We start from the raw sequence: 746 nt of genomic DNA on the forward strand, positions 1-746 counted from the left end.
CGAAAAGCATTCTTTGGAAGTAGGCATATTCGTTGTTGTTCTGCACTTCAATCAGGATTAGGTTTCCTTTTGAGTTTTCCGCCAGCATATCCACACGGTTATACTTGTCATATTCCTCTTCCTGATTGCTTTCGCTTTCCAGCAGGTTCTTTATGGTTATTTTTTCGTTCAGTAGGGTAGTGAGCAGTCCTTCCAGTACCTGAAAGTTTGCCTTGTCCCTAAGCAGGCGTTTCATTGCCCAGTCGAATCTGATATAATTTCCCATGATTTAAAATATTTGATTTGTGCAAAAGTATTATTTCAAATCTTGTTGATTTCCTCTTCCGTCATTCCTGTGATGGCAGCAATAGTACCTACATCCATTCCCATATTCTTCATATTACGGGCAATTTCCGTCTGTTTGAGCTTTTCTCCTTCTGCTCTTCCTACTTCCAAACCTTCTGCTCTACCTTCAGCTCTGCCTTCCGCTCTGCCTTCCGCTCTTCCTTCCGCCCTGCCTTCAGCTCTACCTTCCGCCCTCTCGGTATTTATATTGTCTCTCAGAATCACGATATTGTCAAGATGTCTGTAGTATGCTTCTTTCTCTACTTTAGTCATGTTGTCTATCTTGAGTTTTTCTCTCACCACTTCCAGACCAGGAGCATTTGCCCCTTCCGGTATTTCTCCTGTGTTCAGATAATAAATCCATTCCTCTAGCGGAGTTTTTGCCACTTTATTGAAGTCGTTTACTTTCAGGATATAATATT

General features: G+C 41.7%; 1 protein-coding gene and 1 pseudogene. Both read right to left on the reverse strand.

Going from position 1 to position 746, the window contains the following annotated elements; translation table 11 throughout:
- Positions 1-265: PD-(D/E)XK nuclease family transposase (locus tag H6A61_RS15300; RefSeq protein ID WP_204394768.1), on the reverse strand; the 265-nt coding region annotated here is incomplete at its 3' end.
- A gap of 35 nt (positions 266-300) precedes the next feature.
- Positions 301-746, reverse strand: a pseudogene (locus H6A61_RS15305) (hypothetical protein); the annotation flags it as partial.

This window comes from Bacteroides caecigallinarum (genome assembly GCF_016901995.1).
In the GTDB taxonomy this organism is placed as follows: Bacteria; Bacteroidota; Bacteroidia; order Bacteroidales; family Bacteroidaceae; genus Phocaeicola; species Phocaeicola cellulolyticus.